The sequence below is a fragment of the Priestia sp. RMT2NF4 genome (assembly GCF_047872835.1).
Lineage (GTDB): Bacteria > Bacillota > Bacilli > Bacillales > Bacillaceae_H > Priestia > Priestia zanthoxyli.
In genome coordinates, this window is sequence record NZ_JBLQZO010000035.1 from 1 (window position 1) to 359 (window position 359).

Genomic DNA, 359 nt, shown 5'->3' on the forward strand with positions numbered 1-359 from the left:
ACGCCAAGTTCTTTTAATTTGGCTTCAGCTTGTTCCTTAGTCAGGGTACCGTCGCGAAGCTGATCCATAATAGCTTTGGCTTTTTTCTTAGTGGCTGCATCTAGATTGCTAAAAGGGCCACCTTTATGTTCAGGGAAGTCTACGCCAAGTTCTTTTAATTTGGCTTCAGCTTGTTCCTTAGTCAGGGTGCCGTCGCGAAGCTGATCCATAATAGCTTTGGCTTTTTTCTTAGTGGCTGCATCTAGATTGCTAAAAGGACCGCCTTTATGTTCAGGAAAGTCTACGCCAAGTTCTTTTAATTTGGCTTCAGCTTGTTCCTTAGTCAGGGTACCGTCGCGAAGCTGATCCATAATAGCTTT

1 pseudogene is annotated in these 359 nt (G+C 44.0%); it reads right to left on the reverse strand.

The annotated features are described in order from the left end of the window. Positions 1-359, reverse strand: a pseudogene (locus ACMX9J_RS27715) (hypothetical protein); the annotation flags it as partial.